The sequence below is a fragment of the Pseudomonas sp. MF09150 genome, assembly GCF_059862355.1.
Genome location: NZ_JCBCUS010000013.1, coordinates 133,233 through 149,662 on the forward strand (window position 1 = coordinate 133,233; position 16,430 = coordinate 149,662).

Sequence of the window (16,430 nt, forward strand, 5' to 3'; positions counted from 1 at the left end):
CTGCAACGTTGAACCATAGGCAGTAGGCAAGTTATGGGCCGGGAGAGCGCAGGAACCATAACGAGGCGTGACGCCGGCGAAAATCAGAAAATTCTGAAACTCGCTATATGGAACGACAGCAAATACGGCCGCCCTTGCTAAGGAGGCTGGGCTATTTGGACACGAACTACCGAGGTTGGCGTAATCGCCGCAGTTCGGTCTGTAGCCAAGTACTTGCAGGTTGCGTCCCTGAAGGGCATCGCACCTCATAAGCTTTTCCACTGATGCTGCTTTTGCTGGCGGCGAGATTGATGAAGTCCTCGGCACTGCTCACCATATTTTTGTTTTCGAGATAACTCAGCTTTTTCTCGAGGTGCTGCCGTGCTTGCGGTGCTGGGTATTCGGTCCCATTGCGTACGAACAAACAATCGCTGCGCTCAACAAAGCTCAGCAAGCCGTTTATTTCCTGCGTGGCCTGCGGCGTCGTCTGAGCCTGGAGATTACTAACCGTTAGAACTGCGCCAACACCCACTGCTGTCAGCCATTGAATCAGCCCACGCTTCATAATTTCCATACCGCTCCCTCATCTTGATTTGGCGGGACTGTAGCACTTTGAGCTACCCATAAACGAAATTGGTATTAGCGCAGGACTTGCACAATAAACGCTATACGAGCTCAAGCGTGACCCCGCCGATGAAGTCAGTGATTTAGATCAGACCTTGGTTGACTGAGTGAAAGCCCAGCCAAATGCGATAGCGGCAATGCTGGGCCGTATCAGGTCTGTTGCTGGCGCCGAGCCAGTAACTATCTGCAGGCTGGCGATTATGAAGACTACAACTGCGGCAAGGATGCCCAGCACCGAAATCCAGCGGAAATATCTTGGAAACATCGAATGACTCCCTTTAAAGGGGCGCGATCGTAGTTTCAATTAGCCATCACTTCAACTGTCAGCCGCTTTCGGCGGCTGCCCCACGGAAGAGTCGGCCCGCTTTCTTAGATCTCCTGCGACCTTAACTGCTTGCCACCACTCAACCGCAATGCCCAGGGAGGCGCGACTTTTCCTATCATGCAAGGCTCGGCATGCATCCGACTCGCAATCGCAGTTGCTGATCGGGTCGCATGGCAATTCAATTGCGCGCCGACCTTGAATACATCACCACGGCCTGTCGCTTGTGCTTCTCGGCAGGCTGCATCGGAGTCTGATCTGTGAATCGATTCGACACTATGGGGCCGACATCGCCAGAGAGATGCCGCGCAAGCCGATGGGCGCCCGATAGCAAGCGCGTAAGTCTTCCAGGTTCGACTCCTGGGCAGGTCATGAGCACTGGCGAACTGAAAACGGCCATGGAGCTTGGCGCCGGAGACCTAACCGGCATTTCTCTAACTTGAGATGCTGGCAGTGCCATGCTCAAATAGATGATGGCCTTTTGATATGGAGCTCTCAGTTGAAGCAGTACCGCGGATTAATCATTTTTTTTTCGGCAGCGACTCTACTCTTTGTCCTGGCCCAGGTGTGGCATGCACAGTCTGCTCCGGAAGAGAAAAAACAAGAGCAAGAACGCCAGCTTAGAGGGACCGCGCTCATCATGAATGCGGGGACCCCAAAGATGCTCGATGAATCAAATCGCCTCGATTCGGTAACCTACAAAGATGGGATCATGCGGATCTCATACACGCTCACCACCGTCTCGAAAAACGAAGTTGAGGCCGATGCATTTAAGAAGGAAAGAAAAGCCATTGCGGCGTCTGTATCCTGCGATGAAAAAGGGCTAGGAACTTTCGTGAAGTCAGGACTGTTGGTTTATTACACCTTCAACGACTCAAGCAACTCACCTATAGCGGTCTTTCAGATAGACAAGTCCGACTGCCTCTAAAAATCAGTACCTAAAGCCCGCCTCTATCGCGGGCTTTTTTATCGGCGCCGCGCTCAGCCAGCGTGACCGAAACCGCAATCCGACAAGGGACTGCCAACCGATCCCTTGCACTTTCATCGCGAGCCTTGGCGATGTACCAGCGGGGTCGCGGCGTTCGGCTGAAGACCTGCCCGCCCACAACCGCACGTGGCGCAGCAAGCTTGAAGGCTGCGCCGTTACCGGACGTCAAGCAGAGACACTAGGGTCGCAGGTAGGCGAACATGTGCTGTACATAATCGGCTTTTCCGAGAGGTACGCCGTTATGGCGCAAGATGTTGTATGCCGTGATCAGGTGAAAGTAGAACTGTGGAGTAGCCCAGTTCACAGCGTACTCATTACCGGTCATATCGAAGGCCATGCCATTTGGTAACTCAATAGCGATTTCGCGCTCAGCCCCTTCCTCTATTTGAGTGCGGTCCGCCGAATCAAGAACTGCCAGCGTACGCTCGATCAACACCTTCGCTGCTGCCAGGGTTTCGGGAGGAGTGAACGATTTTACTGGCTGCTGCGTCAGTCGCTGGACCGCCTCCTGCGCCTGCGTACAGGCGTACTGAACTTGCTGGGCAAGATTGTGCATATCCGGTGCGAGTCGAGATTCAAGCAGAATGTGTGGGTCGTAACCACGCTCTAAAGCAGTGGCTTCGCCCTTAGACAAAAGAGAAGACAACGCTCGCAGCATCTGCGCGAAACAGGGGATGGTAACTGAGTAGACCGACATATTTTTCCCTAGATAGCCATTCAATGCGGTCTGAATCCTAGCAGATTGCAGCACGACTCCCGGCAATAGAAGCGCCCTCTTCCCCGACCGAATCCGCATGCGCTCCGCTCCATGCCCATTGGCATCCAGTGGAGTGTAAGCGTGCATCCGAGTCTTGAAGGATCAGCATCTGCCGCACTGGAGACAAGCCTCTCGAGACTACACAGAGCACAGTTCGCACACGACAACTGTGTGCTTCCACCGATAAGCAAGAACGGCCTAGCCGAGTCGAAAGGGCTTGAGGCGCACGCCGAACATCTGCTGATGGGATAGTGACCGGCAGTAAGGTCTTAGAAGGCCTGGCGCACGATAGCCCCTCATCACAAGGGGCCATCGAACAATGCGTCAGAATAGATCAGTAACGGCGATGAGGATCGTTGTAGGCGCTCCAGTCGAAACTGAAGTGCCCGCTATTGCTGCTCGGGTTGTAGTTCTCCATCAGTACATTGCGCTGAACAGTATCCCAATCCAGCGGCGCGATGGCCTTGCTGGACTCGACAATGACCGTACTGTTCTGAGTGATGGCCGACAGGTAGTACAGGTCCAGGCGCGAGCCCACCGTCTGGGTCTTGTTATAGGCGAAGGCATTACCATTCTGCCTGCCCGCCGAAGTGGCGTTGTGCGCATAAACAAGAACAACCTGATAGACAATGAAGGTGCCAGGCCCCGCCAATTGAGTGCTTTCGCTGAACGTCTGAGTAGTAGACCAGGACTCACTGCTGCTAAATCCAACGGAGATATCAGAACCGACGTTGACGATACCAATGCTACCTCCAACGCTGTATTTGGCAGTGACACTGGTCGTGAACGTTTTGGTGTGCCCCTTAGTCAACTGGTAGCTGCGAGTCTGTGTCACCTGCTGCGGAATGGAAATGGTGTCCATGTACTGCAGGTAGGCAAAGACCGGACGAGTGTAGGTGCCCCAATTCTGCTTGCCGATAAAGATGTCGCCGTAGACGGTGATGCCATCTACCCAGCAGCCTTGTTTGGGCGCGCTGTAATCCAGCAGGTAACTGTCTATCGCATAACCACCCCGCTTAGTCGGGAACTGATCGAAGCTGCCGGCAAAGTTGGATGTCAAAATGGCGCGGGCATTTCCTTGCTCGCTGTTCAGATCGTCAAGTTCAATCGAATGACTTTGGGGTTGGTTCAGTTCTTCCTTGATCGTCATACTCGCATCCCTCGTTGGGTGTGTACAAAGTGCCAGATGGCGCTGCGAAGTATTGAGCATTTCAATGAGTGTTCAAGGCGGATTGTTCGTGCCGCTAAAGAGGAGATTGCCGCCGCCAGGCGTAAGCAAAAAGCACACAGCGCTTAAATTCAATGACTTGGATGGGGCTCTATCTCAGGAGCACTGGGCACGTCCTCACCCTGGTAACTCGCCTGATTTACTGAATGCCATGACCAGGTGCAGTGCGCGCCCACTATGGTGTCCAGCAATAAGCGGTATACCAATGGCCAACTCGCGCGATGCCATCGTCGCGAAATTGAGCCGCCAGGCCGAATGGATGCGCCTGGCCCTTGAGGTCTGCAAGCATGCTGAAAATAGGCTCACCGCCACTCAAATCGCCACGGCAATGTCGATCGGGGTGAAGCGCGGGTCAGTGCGCCACTGACGGTTGGGTAGCGATCGAGACGGTGAAGATCACGATAAACAGCACGACGAGAACCCAGAACATCACCACGACTATCAGCATGACGACCTTCAGGCTTTGATAAAGCCAGCGCAACCAATGGCCTTCGGGCTTTGCTTCTGAGCGGGTTCTGAGTACGCCTTTCAAATAGAAGCCAAGGAGGGCAAGCAGTGCGCCATCAATCAACAGCGCAGGCAGCCCGGCTTCCGGGAAAATGCTCCCCCACCCATAGAATGGCGAGCGGCTCAGGAACACTACATAACAAATGAGGCTGCCATAGGGGGCGGCTCTCCACCACCTACCGGCCAGCGCTCCGACCATCAGGCACATAATCACCATGAATGGGTTGAGGAGAATATTGATCATCCAGTCCAGTACGTTGGGAAAGTAGCCCGGGGAATTGATGCTGCGCCAGATGTGCTCCCACATTGTTCGGTTTCCTGCCTTCGATGGAGTAAGTGCTGCTTGCGTACTTGCGTACTTGCGTGCTGCTGCGAGGTATCGGCGTATTGTCGGGTTACATAAGTGCTGTTGTGTAAATTTGCGCCCGTAGGTGAAGTCGCCGCGTGTCGATCAGCCCGTCTTCGTACAGCGCCTAAGATCCAGATCAGACAAATCGGGATCAAGAATCGCCGGAAACAGCTCTCGGATGTGATGTTCTCTCAGTCACTTGTCGCTGGTTTATGGAAGTAGATGCTCTGCCTGGCTCATTGTGGCCATTGCTCAAGCAGGATCGAGACGAACTTCTCCGCCGCCGGCGAAAGCGATGCCCCGCGGCGGTAGACGAGGCCCAAAGAACGGTTCACCACCGGCTCGATCAAGGGGACGCTGACCAAGGTGGGATGATCCTGTGCCGGCATGGCCAGGCTTGGCATTGCTGAGACGCCCAACCCGGCTTCCACCAACCCCAGGGAGGTTGAGAGGTGTTGAACCTCGTAGAACCACTGCGGGCGCCAACTCAAGCCGGACAAGGCGTGATCCAGCAGCATGCGGTTGCCGCTCAGGCGCCCAACCCCGATAAGGCGGTAGTCGCTCAACTCAGACCAAGTGACCGAAGTGCGTCCAGCCAACTCATGATCACGTCGGCAGGCCAACACAAACGGCTCGATGACCAAGGGCACGAACTCGATGTCCGGATGCTGCCCACTCATCATATTGATCCCGAAATCAGCTTCTCCTCGCAACACCGCTTCAAGCCCCTCGTTGGCACTCAAATCCAGTAAGCGGATGCGAATCTGGGGGTAGCGCTCGTTGTACAGACGAATCACCGAAGGCAAGAAATAGAACGCGGCCGTAGGGATACACGCCAGGGTCACTCGGCCAATCTGCCGCTCGGCAAGTTCGCGGATATTGAGAATCGACTCATCGAAGTCATCCAGCAATCGACGCGCCTTAGGCAGAAAGTCGCGTCCGACACTCGTCAGGCTGACCTTGCGCGTGGTGCGATCGAGCAACGCGGTGCCCAACCCTTCCTCGAGTTTTTTGATGCGGCGGCTGAGCGCAGGCTGAGACAAGTGCAAGGCATCGGCGGCTTCGTGGAAGCTGCCTAGTTCGGCGATTTTCACGAAAGATCGAATATCGTTGAGCTCATAGTCCATGTCTTGTCTCATCTGCAGAAGAAGTCGGGCAGCAATTTAACGCAAATTTATCATTCGTAAAACGCAATAATCACGTCAATCTTTGCATTGGAAACATTTTTCAAAGCTTGAGACTCTTGCCTCCGGAGCATCAATTACCTCGATTGATTAACAAGAGTCGGTCTCATGCAAAGAATTCCCTGTGTGCTGATGCGCGGTGGCACCTCCAAAGGCCCGGTTTTTCTCGACTGGGATTTGCCGGCAGCCATTGAGGCCCGTGACGAACTTCTGCTCAACTTGATGGGCTCCGGCCACGAGCTGGAGATCGACGGGATCGGTGGTGGCAGTCCGCAAACCAGCAAGGTTGCGATTGTCAGCCCTTCGCTGCACCCGGACGCGGATGTTGACTACCTGTTCGTCCAGGTAATGGTTTCGCAACGCAGGGTCGACAGCGCGCCCAACTGCGGCAACATGCTGTGCGCTGTCGGCCCTTTCGCTATCGAGCAGGGCCTGGTCAAAGGCACCCCGGGCCGCACCCGTGTCCGCATTCGCAACGTAAACACAGGGACCTTTGTCAATTCCGACGTGTACACACCGAATGCCAAGGTCAGTTACGAGGGCGACACCGCCATCGACGGCGTGCCGGGTACCGCAGCGCCCGTACAACTGACGTTCCTCGATGCGGCCGGCAGCAAGACCGGCAAGCTCTTCCCTACCGGCAATACGCAAGACGTGATCGATGGCATTTCGGTGACTTGCATCGATATGGCAATGCCCATGGTGCTGATCGAGGCCAGTCAACTGGGCAAGCGTGGCGATGAAAGTCCCGCAGAACTGGACGCCGATAAAGATTTCCTGCAGCGCCTTGAGTCATTGCGGCTTCAGGCGGGCCTGGCCATGGGCCTGGGCGATGTCGGCGACAAAGTGATTCCAAAGCCGGTGCTGGTCTCACCCCCAAAAGCCGGCGGCACGATCCAGGTTCGCTATTTCATGCCACATAGCTGCCACCGCGCCCTTGCCATTACCGGCTCGATTGGTTTGGCGACCGCGTGCGTGATAGAAGACAGCGTCGTCGCACAGATGCTCGGCGGGATCAGTACACCGCGCCTGGAAGCGGTGCGCATCGAGCACCCAAGCGGCGCAATTGATGTCGTATTGTCATACACCGGCGTCAACGGTGAGACAATCCAGGCTTCTGTCGTACGCACTGCCCGCAGGCTTTTCTCCGGCTTCGTCTATGCCGCGGACTCTCAGCGCCTCGCCGGATAACCCCGGTGGTCGTTGGCATTTTTGCATCCGCACAATTCTAAAAATGGGTGATGCCATGAAAGTTGTTAAATCGCTCTACTTCCAGATTCTCTGCGCCGTGGTACTGGGCATCGTGGTCGGACACTTCTGGGCCCAGCAGGCCATCGCGCTCAAACCATTGGGTGATGCCTTTATCAAGCTCATCAAGATGATGATTGCCCCCGTGGTGTTCTGCACCATCGTCACCGGCATCGCCGGGATGAGTGACAAACGCTCACTCGGCCGACTGCTCAGCAAAACCATGTTGCTGTTCTTCGTACTGACGGTGATCAGCCTGATCATTGGCCTGGTGGCGGTGTATGTGTTCCAGCCGGGCGCTGGCATGAACATCGATCCCAGCCAACTGAGCACCAAAGGCCTGGCCCAATACACGGAGTCGGCCGCAAAGCTTGGGTTTGTGGAGTTTTTCATGCACATCATTCCCGAGACCTTTATCGGTGCCTTCAGTAAAGGAGAAGTGCTGCCGGTGCTGTTCATTGCCGTGCTGTCCGGCTTTGCCTTGTCATCACTGGGCGAGCGTGGCAAGCCGGTTCTCGACGTACTTGAATCGGCCTCGCACATGGTCTTCAAGATCTTCGCCTACCTGATGCGTTTTGCACCGTTCGGCGCTTTTGGGGCCTTGGCATTCACCGTCGGCCAGTACGGCATCACATCGCTCGGCTCGCTGGCGAAGCTGATCATGACCTTGTACATCGCCTGCGGCTTCTTCGTGTTCGTAGTATTGGGCAGCATCTGCCGCGCCAACGGCTTCAGCCTGTGGAAACTGCTTCGTTACTTTCGCGAAGAGTTCCTGGTGGTGCTCGGGACCTCGTCCACGGAACCTGTCATGCCGCGAATGCTGGAGAAACTCGAAGCACTGGGCTGCAAAAAAGGGGTCGTGGGCCTGGTACTGCCCACCGGCTACTCGTTCAACCTGGACGGCACCGCCATCTACCTGTCGTTGGCGGCGATCTTCATTGCCCAGGCCTGCAATATTGACCTGAGCCTGACGCAAATCATCACCATGCTGGCGATCATGCTGCTGTCCTCCAAAGGCGCCGCCGGCGTTACTGGCAGCGGGTTCGTTGCACTGGCCTCGACACTGACGGTCATTCACGACATCCCGTTGGCCGGCCTGGCGTTACTGATCGGCGTTGACCGCTTCATGTCTGAAGCGCGCGCCCTGACCAGCCTGGCCAGTAACGCTGTTGCGACGGTGGTGATTTCGATGTCTGAAAATGCCTGCCACCGCGAAACGCTGTCCCGGGTGCTCGACGCAAAACCCGATCCTGCAACCGGAGAAGCCTGGCAAGACCTGAAGGTCGCCAAACGCATCTAGCGAAAGCCGCAAACAGCTTCCCCTCACTTAACTGCTCCCCTCCCCGCCAGGCGCCATTGTGCAGCCAGGCGGGTCAGGACTCGTGCGCCTCGGCGTTAGCCATTCTTACGATAACAACAAGAGAATCGTCCTATGCTCGCTTTCCTTGGCCTGGCCATGGTGATCGTATTCACCGTCCTCATCATGACGAAGCGTTTGTCGCCAATCGTCGCGCTCACCGTTGTACCTATCGTATTCGCCGTGATCGGCGGTTTCGGCGGCACCACCGGCAAAATGATGCTCGACGGCCTGAAGATGGTCGCGCCGTCTGCCGCATTGCTGCTGTTTGCGATCCTGTTCTTCGGCCTGATGATCGACGCAGGCTTGTTCGATCCGCTGATCCGCAAGATCCTCAAGCGGGTCAATGGTGACCCGATGAAGATCGCGGTGGGCACCGCTCTCCTGTCTTTGCTGGTCGCACTCGACGGCGACGGCACCACAACCTACATGATTACCTGCGCGGCGATGCTGCCGCTGTATAAGCGTATCGGCATGAATCCGATGATCCTGGCGACCATTTCCATGCTGTCGCTGAGCATCATGAGCGGCATGACACCTTGGGGCGGCCCCGCCACGCGGGCCATCGCCGCGCTGGGCCTGGATGCCGGCGAATACTTCGTGCCGTTGCTGCCAACCATGATCGGCGGCGCCATGTGGGTGGTCTTCACGGCCTTCATACTGGGGCGAGCCGAGCGCAAGCGTATCGGCAACGTGCAACTGCAAAGCGGCGGCGGCAATTGCTACATCAACGCGATTCTTGAGGACACCCCCCACAAGCGTCCGAAACTGGCCTACGTCAACCTGGCTCTGGTTATCGCGGTGATGGCGGCCCTGGTGATGGGGCTGATGCATTCCGCGATCCTGTTCCTGATCGGCTTTGTGCTCGCGCTGATGATCAACTACCCGCAATTGGATATTCAGAAAGAACGCATCCTGGCGCACTCAGGCAATGCCATGACCGTCGTGCTACTGGTGTTTGCCGCCGGGATTTTTGCTGGGATTTTTTCCGGCACCAAGATGGTCGATGCCCTGGCCCAGACCCTGGTCGACTGGATCCCGCCGTCTTGGGGCCACTTGTTTCCACTGGTGGTTGCGATCACCAGCATGCCGCTGACCTTCGTGCTCTCCAATGACGCCTACTACTTTGGTGTGGTGCCGATCCTGGCCAATGCCGCCGCGGCTTACGGCATCGATCCGGTAGAAATCGCGCGGGCCTCGATTCTGGGGCAGCCCGTGCACCTGATGAGCCCGTTGGTTGCCTCGACCCTGTTGTTGGTTGGCATGGTCGACCGCGACATCGGCGACTTCCAGAAAGCCACCGTCAAATGGGCGGTGCTGACCTCCCTGGTCGTCACCGCGCTGGCCTTACTGACCGGGGCCATCAGCCTGTTCACCTGATTCACCTCCTGCGGCCTTTCAACGCGCCTCCCCTCGGGGCGCGTGCTGCCCTGCACTCCAAATAACAACAATGAGACATTTGCCATGAACCCTGTGTATGCCCGTCGGGCCCTGTTTTGCGTGTTCGGTCTAGTGCCATTCGCCGGCGCCAGTGCCGAAGGCTTTATTGATGACAGCGCACTCAAACTGCAACTGCGCAATGTGTATTTCAACGAGAATTTTCGCGACGAGCACGGCTTGAGTGCACGAGCGGCCAGAACGGCGAAAAGCGAGCGCACTGAATGGGCCCAAGGATTCTTGCTGGACTATCAGTCCGGATTCACCGCCGGCACCCTCGGCTTTGGCGTCGATGCCCTGGGGCTGTATGGCGTAAAGCTTGACTCAGGACGCGGTCGCAGCGGCACCGGGCTAATGCCGGTTCATGACGACGGCCGCGCAGCCGGCGAATTTGCCAGCGCTGGCGCCACCGCAAAAGCGAGGTTCGCCAAAACCACCATCAAGTACGGCACCCTGCTGCCCAAAACACCGGTACTGATTTACAACGACGCGCGCTTGTTGCCCCAGACCTATCAGGGCACTCAGATCAGCAGCAACGACATTGAAAACCTGACCGTCACCGGCGGGCACCTGGACCGTTTCAAATTACGCGACTCCACCGATAGCGTGCCGATCGTGCCTGACGGCTACAGCGGGGGGGAATCGGGGGACTTCAACTATGTTGGGGCCGAGTACAAATGGGGGAAAAACACCCGCCTGAGTTATTTCTACGGGGAACTGGAGAATTTTTACCGGCAGAACTTCGCCGGCATCCAGCGCGACCTGCCACTGGCCGGTGGCGTGCTGACCGGTGACCTGCGCTACTTCGCCAGCGTGGATAGCGGCTCTGCCTACGCAGGTAAAATCGATAACAACATGCTCAGCGGCCAATTGTCCTACGCGATCGCTGGCCACACCGTCGGTGGGGGCTACCAGAGCCTGCGTGGCGACGCCGGTTTGCCCTACATCAGTGGCGCAACCGTGTACTCGTTCAGCAACGCCGGCATTGGCAAGTTCATCGAGGAAGACGAAAAGACCTGGATGCTCAGTTACGGCTACAACTTCGCCACCGTCGGCGTGCCCGGCCTGACCTTCTCTACGCGCTACCTGAGCGGCAATGACGGCAAGTCCACGACCACGGTTAAGGAATGGGAGCGTGATGCTGAGCTGGCCTACGTTGTGCAAACCGGCACGCTCAAGGGGCTGGGTGTGCGCATGCGCAACTATGTCTACCGCTCTGAGTTCTCCCGAGGGCGCGACAGCAATCGCCTCTACCTCACCTATGACATCGCCCTCTGGTAAGTCGACGATTGCGGCCCTTGCGGCCGCTTTCCTAAAGGTTCAGGTGAGGAATCCCCTACATGCTGTTCAAGAACAAAGTACTGATCCTGGTGCTGGCCCCCGTGGTGCTGTTGTCCTCGGTGCTGGCACTGACAACAAGCGCCACCCTGCTGTCGAGCGCCGAGCACGAAGTCACGGTGACCCGCGAGCGTCTGCTCGATGAAAGCCGGGAACGCTTGAAAGACTACGCCACGCTTGCGCAAACCTCTGTGGCGGAACTGTATGCGCAGGCTGAGGCAGGGGACAAGGCAACACGTGAGCTGGCGATAGCGCGACTGTCCAAAATGAAGTTCGGCGACGATGGCTATTTTATCGGTTACGACAGTCAGGTCGTGCGCCTGTTTCGTGGCGACAGCAGCGAAGGCGTCGGCACCAATATGAGTGACCGCAAAGACAAAAACGGGATTTACCTGAATCGGGAAATGGTTGCCGCAGCGAAGAACGGCAGCCACTTCGTCAATTATTCCGGAGCCCTGATCAACACGGATAAAGTCGTTCCAAAACTGGCCTACAGTCTTTACCTGCCGGCCTGGGACATGGTGGTGGTGACGGCCATTAACCTCGACACCATCGAAAACCAGGTGGCCCAGGTGCGAGGGGAAATCCATCAGCGTGTGCGCAGCCTCGTCTATGGGATAACCGTCATAGCCCTGATTGCGCTGGGAATCATCGGCGCGCTCGCGTTGTTATTGGTGAAAAAAAGCCTGCGTCCCCTGTCGCGAATTCGCGAACACCTCGATGAAATCGCAGCGGGCGAAGGCGACCTGACGCGACGCTTACCCAGCAGTCGCGATGAGTTCGGACAGGTGGCGGTGTCGTTCAATGCATTTGCCGACAAGATTCACGGGCTGGTCAGCCAGATCATTAGCATGGCCCGGGAGCTGAATGAGTCGGTCACCCAAGTAGCAGAACAGAGCCAGTGCATCGATCACGTCATGGAGCAACAGCGCCAGGAAACCGATCAGGTCGCTGCAGCAATCAATCAGATGTCCTCCGCGGCGCATGAGGTGGCCGTCAGTGCCCAGAGCGCTTCAGATGCAGCAGCCGAAACCGACCAGCAGGCCCAGCATGCCAGGCAGGTCGTGAATGAAAGCATCGCCCGCCTGGACGCGCTGACCGCTGACCTGTCCACGGGCGGAGTGTCGTTAAAAAGTCTGCAAGGCGATGTAGAAGGCATTGTCACGGTGCTGGATGTCATCCGCTCAATCGCCGAGCAGACCAACCTGCTGGCACTCAATGCTGCTATCGAAGCGGCACGGGCCGGGGACGCGGGGCGCGGGTTTGCAGTGGTAGCCGATGAAGTACGCGCATTGGCAAGCCGGACGCAACTAAGCACCCAGGAAATTCAGGCCATGATCGAGCGGCTGAACCAGGCCACGACCAAGGTCGTCACCGCGATGAGCCACTCCGGCGAAGCGGGCAATGGCGCAAGCCTGCACGCTGAGCAGGCTGGCCAATCGTTGGGCAAAGCAGTCGAACTGATCGTTACCATCAATACGATGAACGCGCACATTGCCAGTGCCGCTCAGGAGCAGACGTCAGTGGCCGAAGAAATCAACCGTAGCGTCCATCAAATTGCTCGCGCGATTGAAAGCGTCGCGGACCAGACCCAAAACGGCGTGAAAACTGTCGATGAGCTATACGCCATAGGCCATCGCCTTGAAGGTCTGTTAAGGCAATTCAAGATTTAACCAGGCTACGCGTGACCGGCAATGCCAATCGAATTGAGTTCCCTCTGGCTTAGTAGACGCTGAATGACTGCTCCAAAAGCGGTCGCCCACTCCCTAAGAAACCCAGGGCGATTCAGTGACGCTCGTAACGGATGTTCACTGTTTTGATCTCGGTGATACGAGCTACCGCCCCGCGGTCTCTATAGTGCTCATGGTGCTTGACCCTGTAGTGGCTATAACCCTCACGCTGGCAGCAAATTCGCATTTAATAGGGATTCATCATGGACAACCGCATCCCTCCGCCGCTGGTTGCTGCCCTGTTCGGTCTGCTGATGTGGTTGGCTGCTCGACACTTACCGGGAGCCCTGGAGCTGCCTATCGAGTGGCGCACCAGCCTGGCGCTGGTGGTTTTGCTAGCAGGCATAGCTATTTGTCTAGCCGGCGTGCTTTCCTTCCGCCGCGCCCGCACCACAGTCAATCCACTCAAGCCGGAAACGGCTTCGGCACTCGTCAGCTCGGGGGTCTACAAATACACACGCAACCCAATGTATTTAGGCTTCGCCACAGTTCTAACAGCCTGGTCAATCTTCCTGGCCTGGCCGCCGGCGCTCCTGGGCGTGCTGGGCTTCGTGATTTACATGAACCTCTTCCAGATCGGGCCGGAGGAGCGAGCCCTTGCCAGTCTTTTCGGGAGAGCATTCACTCAATACTGCAGCCGGGTTAGACGTTGGCTCTAGAAAGGAGAGCGGGTGCGGGGCCTGTTTTATGTCCGTGGAAACCAGCCCCCCCTAGACGGGTACACCGTAAGCGTACGGTGAACACACCTAACCTGATGCAGTATTCAGAGCAACGATGCCCTCACGGCAGTACCTAAAAACTATTTCCGACCTATTCGATTTGGTAATTCAACCAAATATGGTGCGTGCCATCGACGTCGATTCTGATCCCTCCTGATCCTGATATCCCTCTCAAATCGCCTGTACCGCTGCCTCCGACTATGCAGAAAAACTCATCTGCTCGATCAGTGCCTGTGGTGGAGGCGGAGTGGATGAAGTTGAAGGCGCCCTCTTTCCCATTCACCGCACCTTTGAAGCTTTCAATTGCAATGTAACTGCCCGTCCTAGTCGTCTGGTCGAACGCCGCAGTAAAAACTGTTGAGGAAACACCGTCGACAGCACCCGAGTAGCATTTCTCCATGGTGCTGATCGACACTGGCAAGGAGGTTGTAATCTCAGGGGTTGGGCTCAGGCCTGTCGGCTTGAAATTCTTAGTGGAAAAAGTAGCTAACGCTTCCATTCGCATCTGTCTCTATCCAAATGAGTGAGGCGCTAATTCTACTCCACAGCACAGCACGTACGGAGCCAAAACGCTCTGCGCAACTAAGCCTATTTGCATTTTTTAACAGCCCGGAAGAGGCGATACATCAATGAGCGATCGCGACTCCAGCCCCCCATTGGGGCACCTGGCCCTGAACCCCGCCGTGCGCGCCAAGCCCCTGCAACTGCTGACCGATATCCAGCGCTCCGGCTCACTGCAAGCGGCGCAGATCGCCATCATGAAGTTGGATTTGATGGGCGACGACGAGTTGCTCGAGTTTTTGAGCTATCCGCACCACGAAATTGTGATTAGCGAAAACGTGACGCGGGAATTTCATACTCAACGCTTAAGCGAGTTGAGGCGCGACCCGCGCCGACAAGATCATTGATCCCAAAGCAGCTCAATCAAAGGCTCCGTTGAGAACTTCGTAAATGATGCCGGTAGCAATTGTGACGAGTATCAGGTCAGTGCCCGCTTGTTGCCATTCATAGCCGTCGTAGTGGGGCAACCTGCCCAACAAGCGACCATCCAGCTTCTTTGCAATGCCTGGAGGAAGAGATTTTCCTCTAGCTAGGTTCTTTTGTATTCCAGGCGGCAGTGAAGGACCTGGGCGCCAATAATCACGGTAGCCACCGACCACGCCCAGTACACCGCCCCGGTCAATGTTGGGCCCGCGATCCCAATCATCTGAGCTGGAACCTTTCCCCTTGTTGTCCTGGTGGCCATGGCCTTGGCCGCCTTGGGAGTTGCCCTTCCCATTTCCTTGGCCTTTTCCGTTGCCAGGATCGGCCAGGGCCGTCACTGAGCCTACGGCCAAAGCAAGGCAGGTAACAGCGGCTACAAGCGAGCGAGAATTAAACATGACCGTCTTCTCTGAAAGGGAATGCCCCCTTGAAAGGTAGACGGTATTGCCGACTTTAGTTCCGCATAATCCACACTGCTCGCTGCATCCGGTAACGGAGGACTGCTCTTAGTCCGGTATCGGGACAGCTGAGCTGGGTGGTGAAGTGCAGAACTGCTTACGAGCATCCGGCGGCGGTGGCGATAAAGCACCTGCACTGAAGGTGGTCGGTAACTCCAAAGCCGTCACGGTGGTGCGCTGGATCGGACGTCGAATACTGCAGCAGCTTTAGCCTCCGGCGGCTACCAGCCTGGCACCCATCTCTCGCCCAGCAACCTGTGCCAGGCCACCGTCAGGAAAGGGGCGATCACCCGCGACAACCGGCACCACCACTTAGCCGCCCCGCTTCACTTCGACGTTGATCCGTCAGGTCTCCCGGCCCTCACGCCATGTAGTTCCAGAGCAGAAAGCCTTCGTGCCCATCATAAATACCGTGCTTTGTCATAGGCCTGCTCTTTTGAGTGAAGCGTACTCGTAGCACCCATCGCCTGGACAAGGCTGGCAATGAAATTCCGCATGACGACTGAATACATGCTGGGCCGACCAATCGATCAGTGGGTCAGACGGGACTTAGAGTTCGTACTGAAATCCAATAATTAGCTGCGCAGTTGAGTTGAATCACAGCATTTAGTAGTTGAATTTAAAGGCTGCTTTCATTTGTCGAGATTTATCAACTCGCGCATCCGCTCTCCTATCATTCCTCGCAACCACGCACTATGAAACTCAATTTGTTCCAGAGAAGTACCATCAGCCAATCGATGTTCGAACAGCTTGCCCTTCGCCCCGCGATAAACGACGAGAAAATGACCATCGTGATCAAACGTTGCGAGTACGTAAGGACGGATGGAAATGATCTGGCTAAATGGCACGCGCACTTCAGTGGCTTTTCGGCCACGACGAGTAATCGTGAGGGTCAGTAGCTGCTGCTTTTCGTCGAACGTGAAAGCCTGCACTTGAGGCTCAGAGACAATCCACGCAAAGAACGCACCAATGAGTACCGCAATGGCCAGCATTAACAGAATGAAGGATGACGCAGTGAGGCTCTCACCATACTTAGGCTGCACACCCTGTATGACGTCCGGCCCAGTGAAAAGGAGCGTCGCCAGCCCGTAGGCGGGCGGTTGCAGGAGCTGAGTGCAACACGGTTATTGAATTGAAGCAGGAGCCTCATGTTGCAAGCCCATCAGCTGAGTGAATACCTCGATCGGACACAGCCAGTTAAATCGCTTGCGTGGTCGGATG

General features: G+C 56.4%; 17 protein-coding genes and 1 pseudogene. 10 read left to right on the forward strand and 8 right to left on the reverse strand.

Going from position 1 to position 16,430, the window contains the following annotated elements:
• Positions 1-166: 166 nt before the first annotated feature.
• Positions 167-553: a YfeK family protein gene (locus AC19YX_RS31755; RefSeq protein WP_500607811.1), complete on the reverse strand. Its 387-nt coding sequence runs from the start codon at positions 551-553 to the stop codon at positions 167-169.
• Between the two features lie 871 nt (positions 554-1,424).
• Between AC19YX_RS31755 and AC19YX_RS31760 the strand changes: the two genes are divergently transcribed.
• Positions 1,425-1,853: a hypothetical protein gene (locus AC19YX_RS31760; protein ID WP_500607812.1), complete on the forward strand. Its 429-nt coding sequence runs from the start codon at positions 1,425-1,427 to the stop codon at positions 1,851-1,853.
• A 238-nt stretch (positions 1,854-2,091) separates the two neighbouring features.
• Here the strand turns inward: AC19YX_RS31760 and AC19YX_RS31765 are convergent, their stop codons facing one another.
• Entirely contained in the window at positions 2,092-2,610 is a 519-nt protein-coding gene (locus AC19YX_RS31765) for a DUF1993 domain-containing protein (RefSeq protein ID WP_201132189.1), read from the reverse strand.
• A gap of 394 nt (positions 2,611-3,004) precedes the next feature.
• Positions 3,005-3,820 (reverse strand): monalysin family beta-barrel pore-forming toxin, encoded by an 816-nt coding sequence (locus AC19YX_RS31770; protein ID WP_500607813.1) that lies wholly within the window; start codon positions 3,818-3,820, stop codon positions 3,005-3,007.
• Positions 3,821-4,103: 283 nt separating this feature from the next.
• Here AC19YX_RS31770 and AC19YX_RS31775 point away from each other — a divergent pair, with 283 nt between their 5' ends.
• Positions 4,104-4,265 (forward strand): hypothetical protein, encoded by a 162-nt coding sequence (locus AC19YX_RS31775; RefSeq protein ID WP_500607814.1) that lies wholly within the window; start codon positions 4,104-4,106, stop codon positions 4,263-4,265.
• Here AC19YX_RS31775 and AC19YX_RS31780 read toward each other — a convergent pair.
• Complete coding sequence (locus tag AC19YX_RS31780; protein ID WP_500607815.1) at positions 4,251-4,712, reverse strand: hypothetical protein; 462 nt, start codon at positions 4,710-4,712, stop codon at positions 4,251-4,253. The genes AC19YX_RS31775 and AC19YX_RS31780 overlap by 15 nt on opposite strands.
• Before the next feature lie 278 nt (positions 4,713-4,990).
• Positions 4,991-5,881, reverse strand: a complete 891-nt coding sequence (locus AC19YX_RS31785) for a LysR family transcriptional regulator (protein WP_078473058.1) — start codon at positions 5,879-5,881, stop codon at positions 4,991-4,993.
• 165 nt (positions 5,882-6,046) lie between these two features.
• On the opposite strand from AC19YX_RS31785, the gene AC19YX_RS31790 reads away from it, so the two are divergent.
• From AC19YX_RS31790 to AC19YX_RS31820, 7 genes and pseudogenes are all read left to right on the forward strand, one after another.
• Complete coding sequence (locus AC19YX_RS31790; RefSeq protein WP_500607816.1) at positions 6,047-7,129, forward strand: 4-oxalomesaconate tautomerase; 1,083 nt, start codon at positions 6,047-6,049, stop codon at positions 7,127-7,129.
• Positions 7,130-7,172: 43 nt separating this feature from the next.
• Positions 7,173-8,486 carry a dicarboxylate/amino acid:cation symporter gene (locus AC19YX_RS31795; protein WP_078473060.1) on the forward strand — a complete coding sequence of 438 codons (1,314 nt, stop codon included), beginning with the start codon at positions 7,173-7,175 and terminating at the stop codon, positions 8,484-8,486.
• Positions 8,487-8,618: 132 nt separating this feature from the next.
• Complete coding sequence (locus tag AC19YX_RS31800; protein ID WP_500607817.1) at positions 8,619-9,923, forward strand: CitMHS family transporter; 1,305 nt, start codon at positions 8,619-8,621, stop codon at positions 9,921-9,923.
• A gap of 84 nt (positions 9,924-10,007) precedes the next feature.
• Positions 10,008-11,261, forward strand: a complete 1,254-nt coding sequence (locus tag AC19YX_RS31805) for an OprD family porin (protein ID WP_500607818.1) — start codon at positions 10,008-10,010, stop codon at positions 11,259-11,261.
• A 59-nt stretch (positions 11,262-11,320) separates the two neighbouring features.
• Positions 11,321-12,133: pseudogene (locus AC19YX_RS31810) on the forward strand (cache domain-containing protein); the annotation flags it as partial.
• Positions 12,134-12,235: 102 nt separating this feature from the next.
• Positions 12,236-12,991 carry a methyl-accepting chemotaxis protein gene (locus tag AC19YX_RS31815; protein ID WP_500607825.1) on the forward strand — a complete coding sequence of 252 codons (756 nt, stop codon included), beginning with the start codon at positions 12,236-12,238 and terminating at the stop codon, positions 12,989-12,991.
• Between the two features lie 260 nt (positions 12,992-13,251).
• Positions 13,252-13,707 carry a methyltransferase family protein gene (locus AC19YX_RS31820; protein ID WP_500607819.1) on the forward strand — a complete coding sequence of 152 codons (456 nt, stop codon included), beginning with the start codon at positions 13,252-13,254 and terminating at the stop codon, positions 13,705-13,707.
• Between the two features lie 151 nt (positions 13,708-13,858).
• Here AC19YX_RS31820 and AC19YX_RS31825 read toward each other — a convergent pair whose 3' ends face one another.
• Positions 13,859-14,266 (reverse strand): DUF3224 domain-containing protein, encoded by a 408-nt coding sequence (locus AC19YX_RS31825; protein WP_078473064.1) that lies wholly within the window; start codon positions 14,264-14,266, stop codon positions 13,859-13,861.
• 130 nt (positions 14,267-14,396) lie between these two features.
• On the opposite strand from AC19YX_RS31825, the gene AC19YX_RS31830 reads away from it, so the two are divergent.
• Positions 14,397-14,675 (forward strand): hypothetical protein, encoded by a 279-nt coding sequence (locus AC19YX_RS31830; protein WP_078473065.1) that lies wholly within the window; start codon positions 14,397-14,399, stop codon positions 14,673-14,675.
• A gap of 12 nt (positions 14,676-14,687) precedes the next feature.
• On the opposite strand, the gene AC19YX_RS31835 is transcribed toward AC19YX_RS31830, so the two are convergent.
• On the reverse strand, positions 14,688-15,149 hold the full coding sequence (locus AC19YX_RS31835; RefSeq protein WP_500607820.1) for an anti-virulence regulator CigR family protein: 462 nt from the start codon (positions 15,147-15,149) through the stop codon (positions 14,688-14,690).
• Between the two features lie 692 nt (positions 15,150-15,841).
• On the reverse strand, positions 15,842-16,252 hold the full coding sequence (locus AC19YX_RS31840) for a hypothetical protein (protein WP_500607821.1): 411 nt from the start codon (positions 16,250-16,252) through the stop codon (positions 15,842-15,844).
• Between the last annotated feature and the right edge of the window lie 178 nt (positions 16,253-16,430).